Below are 3,165 nucleotides of genomic sequence, written 5' to 3' on the forward strand. Positions count from 1 at the left end.
GCATCAGAAAATCTAATAAGGTTTCATGTGACCTTTTTACAAGATTTTTGATACAATATAAGAGATATATGGATTACTAATAAACTATATACAAATCTAGATCTAATGAATGAGGAGCACGTTATGGCGGATTTTGACCAAGAACTGGACGCATGCGGATTGAACTGTCCACTACCGATTTTAAGAGCCAAGAAAAGTTTAGCGGCTATGGATTCCGGGCAAGTCTTACATATTATTGCTACAGATCCAGGCGCAGTTAAAGACTTTGAAGCATTTGCCAAACAAACTGGCAACGAACTGATGGAATCCCGGGAAGATGCCGGAAAATTTCATTTCTTGATGAAAAAATCGTAATTAGTTTGATATTTAAACGTCAAATAGTTTAATTAAATGAATAAAGAGGAATAGCGTTATGTCCGAGAAAAAGTTAGCGATTATTGCCACCAAAGGTTCACTGGACTGGGCTTACCCTCCATTCATTTTGGCGTCTACTGCCGCTGCCTTGGGTTACGAAGTTCAGATATTTTTCACGTTTTATGGTTTACAGTTGCTGCGTAAAAAGCTTGATCTAAAGCTTACTTCATTGGGTAATCCGGGTATGCCTATGCCTATGCCCATGCCGGTTCTACTTCAAGCTTTACCGGGTATGCAATCCATGATGTCAGTGATGATGAAAAATAAGATGAAATCCAAGGGTGTGGCGAGTGTCGAAGAATTACGCTCATTATGTATCGAAGCGGATGTCAAATTGATCGCGTGCCAAATGACTGTTGATTTATTTGAGTTTAGCAATAATGAATTTATCGATGGGATTGAGTTCGGTGGAGCGGCAACGTTCCTGGGATTTGCAGGCGACTCTGATATTTGTCTGTTTGTCTAGGCGGCATATGTAGTAGCACAATACATTTGCAATATTAAAAGGCGATCTTAACAGATCGCCTTTTTTTATTGGCTGGTAAAATTATGGCGCTTAATATGACCGTTAGTGAATAAAGGTCTTTGTAAGACCTATCCCAATTACCGTGGCACTGGATTCGTAAGTGCCATTGTATGCGTCAGTGCCATTGGGATCCGTATCGCCGCCTGCCACTCTCTGAACATATGATGTAGATTGATTAATTGTGCGATCATCAAACTTCACATACATGATTCCTGCCTCAAATTCCCAACTGTTGGGCTTATAGCTCACACCGAAATTAAATAATTGCCGGTCCGCATCAGGAATACGGGCAGTGAAGTAATCGTCAGATTGCGGTGTTTCGTCCAGTGTAAAGCCAAATCGAAGTTGCCAGGTGTTGGTGACTTGATAAGAAGCAGCTAGTCGATAAGCGTTGGAATCTTCCCAATTATTTGTGCTAGTTATGGGAATGTTAAGTCCATTTTTGATTTCTAATTTCTCAAAACTACTCCAGTAAGTCCGCTCAATATCAAATTCCAGGGCAAAGTATTGATTGATCTGGTTTCTTAATCCTATTTGTAACATTGCAGGAAATTCGATATCAGCCGATGCGTTAGCAGAGGCACCAGCAGATGGTCCAGCAACAATATTTATAGATCCATCCGCTGTAACTTTTACCTCGCTTCGGTAAGTAGCACCCAAGCTCCAGTCACCTCTTTTATATAAATAGGCAAGCGTGTAACCAAAATCATCTCCGCTGCCATTAATCTGGACGGCCTGGGTATTAAAAATCAGTTTGCGTACATCGTAGTAGTTAATGCCAAACGAAACGCTATTATTTTCGTTGATAAGATAGGAAACATTAGGTGTCAGGTTAGCTACTTCAATTTTGCTTTGCTCAGGTTCTAAAGCAGCTATTTGTATATCTGTGCCAGGAGGAAATGGTGGCTGCCCAAAACTAGGATTATAAAATTGACCAAAAGTGCCCTGAGGCCACTTGGTTTCCAGTCCAAACGGTGCATGCAATCCCAAACCCCAGGCCCATTTCTTCGAAACTTTACTCGTATAGTAAAAGTTAGGAATACTGATAGAATTATCGCCCAGGCTATCTGTTTCTGTTCCTGTTTCGGGTTTAACATGAGAATCGAGATTTACGTTCATCAAACCAAAAGATAGTGCGCGACGGTCCTCCTGCATTGACATGATTGCGGGATTATAAATGATCGCTCCTGTGGCATCGGTATTGGCGACTACTGCATTGGAGAGTGACATACCGGCGATAGATGATTCAGGTAAACGAAATCCTGATGCATGGACCAGCATAGGCAAGAATCCGATAATAGCAACTACAAGGCACTGAAAAAATCTAATGTGATTCACTGTGCGTCTCCCTGCTTTTGTTTGACTTATATCAAGAGCAATCTTTCGTTGGTATTACATCATACAGCATCAAGTTTGTATTGCGTTCCCTAGAGTAAAATCCAATCACTATGGCAAATAGCTGTATACAAAACTTTTACAGCTAGACTACATCGCGGATTAGATTTATATACTAATATTATGGTTTATCGATATAAATTTGAAAGATAAAAATTTAGTTTATTTTTAACAATGGAATGAGTTAATCAGCAACGATTATAAATTTGTATAAATTATTATCAATAATGAAGTCCAATTGTCGTCGAGGAGAGTAGGCAATGAGAAAACTTACCAAGCAACTAGTAGCTTGCGTCATCTGTATAGGTTTCGCAGCTCCGGTTTTTGCAACCAATGGATATTTTGCTCATGGTTACGGAACCAAGAATAAAGCGCTGGCAGGAGCCGGCGTAGCCTTACCGCAGGACGCGATGATTGCAGCAACCAATCCGGCCGGTATGGTTTGGGTGGGAAGTCGATACGATTTGGGTTTGGCTATTTTTAGTCCTAGCCCCCGAACTTATAATCCAACAACAGTGCCACCTCAGGCACCTCCACAAATGACATTAGTTGGTGGAGAAGTCGAAAGTGATGCTGATTATTTCCCTATTCCACACTTTGCGAAAAACTGGATGTTGAATCCAGATTCCGCAATTGGACTGACATTATACGGCAATGGGGGTATGAACACTGAATGGCCTGGATCTGCTAACGGTGGAATGGGAACCTATTATGCGGGTGCGGCAGGTGTGAATTTGGAACAACTATTCATAAATACCAGCTATTCAAGAAAAATTAATCCGCAGCATTCATGGGGTGTTAGTTTGATCCTTGCCTACCAACGCTTTGAA

At 41.0% G+C, this 3,165-nt stretch carries 4 protein-coding genes; 3 read left to right on the top strand and 1 reads right to left on the bottom strand.

Annotated elements, in window-relative coordinates:
* Positions 1-123: 123 nt before the first annotated feature.
* Both ACWVCM_RS00005 and dsrE2 read left to right on the top strand, forming a co-directional pair.
* Positions 124-354 (top strand): sulfurtransferase TusA family protein, encoded by a 231-nt coding sequence (locus ACWVCM_RS00005; protein WP_455199635.1) that lies wholly within the window; start codon positions 124-126, stop codon positions 352-354.
* Between the two features lie 58 nt (positions 355-412).
* Positions 413-880 (top strand): sulfur carrier protein DsrE2, encoded by a 468-nt coding sequence (dsrE2, locus tag ACWVCM_RS00010; protein ID WP_455199636.1) that lies wholly within the window; start codon positions 413-415, stop codon positions 878-880.
* Positions 881-982: 102 nt separating this feature from the next.
* Here dsrE2 and ACWVCM_RS00015 read toward each other — a convergent pair whose 3' ends face one another.
* Positions 983-2,278, bottom strand: coding sequence for an OmpP1/FadL family transporter (locus tag ACWVCM_RS00015; RefSeq protein WP_455199637.1), 1,296 nt, complete (start codon positions 2,276-2,278; stop codon positions 983-985).
* Between the two features lie 317 nt (positions 2,279-2,595).
* On the opposite strand from ACWVCM_RS00015, the gene ACWVCM_RS00020 reads away from it, so the two are divergent.
* On the top strand, positions 2,596-3,165 hold a 570-nt coding region (locus ACWVCM_RS00020; RefSeq protein WP_455199638.1), incomplete at its 3' end, for an OmpP1/FadL family transporter.

Source organism: Kaarinaea lacus (assembly GCF_975902315.1).

Coding starts and splice junctions, on each gene's coding strand:
- ACWVCM_RS00005 (WP_455199635.1), top strand. CDS start 124: ATGGCGGATTTTGACCAAGAACTGGACGCATGCGGATTGAACTGTCCA.
- dsrE2 (WP_455199636.1), top strand. CDS start 413: ATGTCCGAGAAAAAGTTAGCGATTATTGCCACCAAAGGTTCACTGGAC.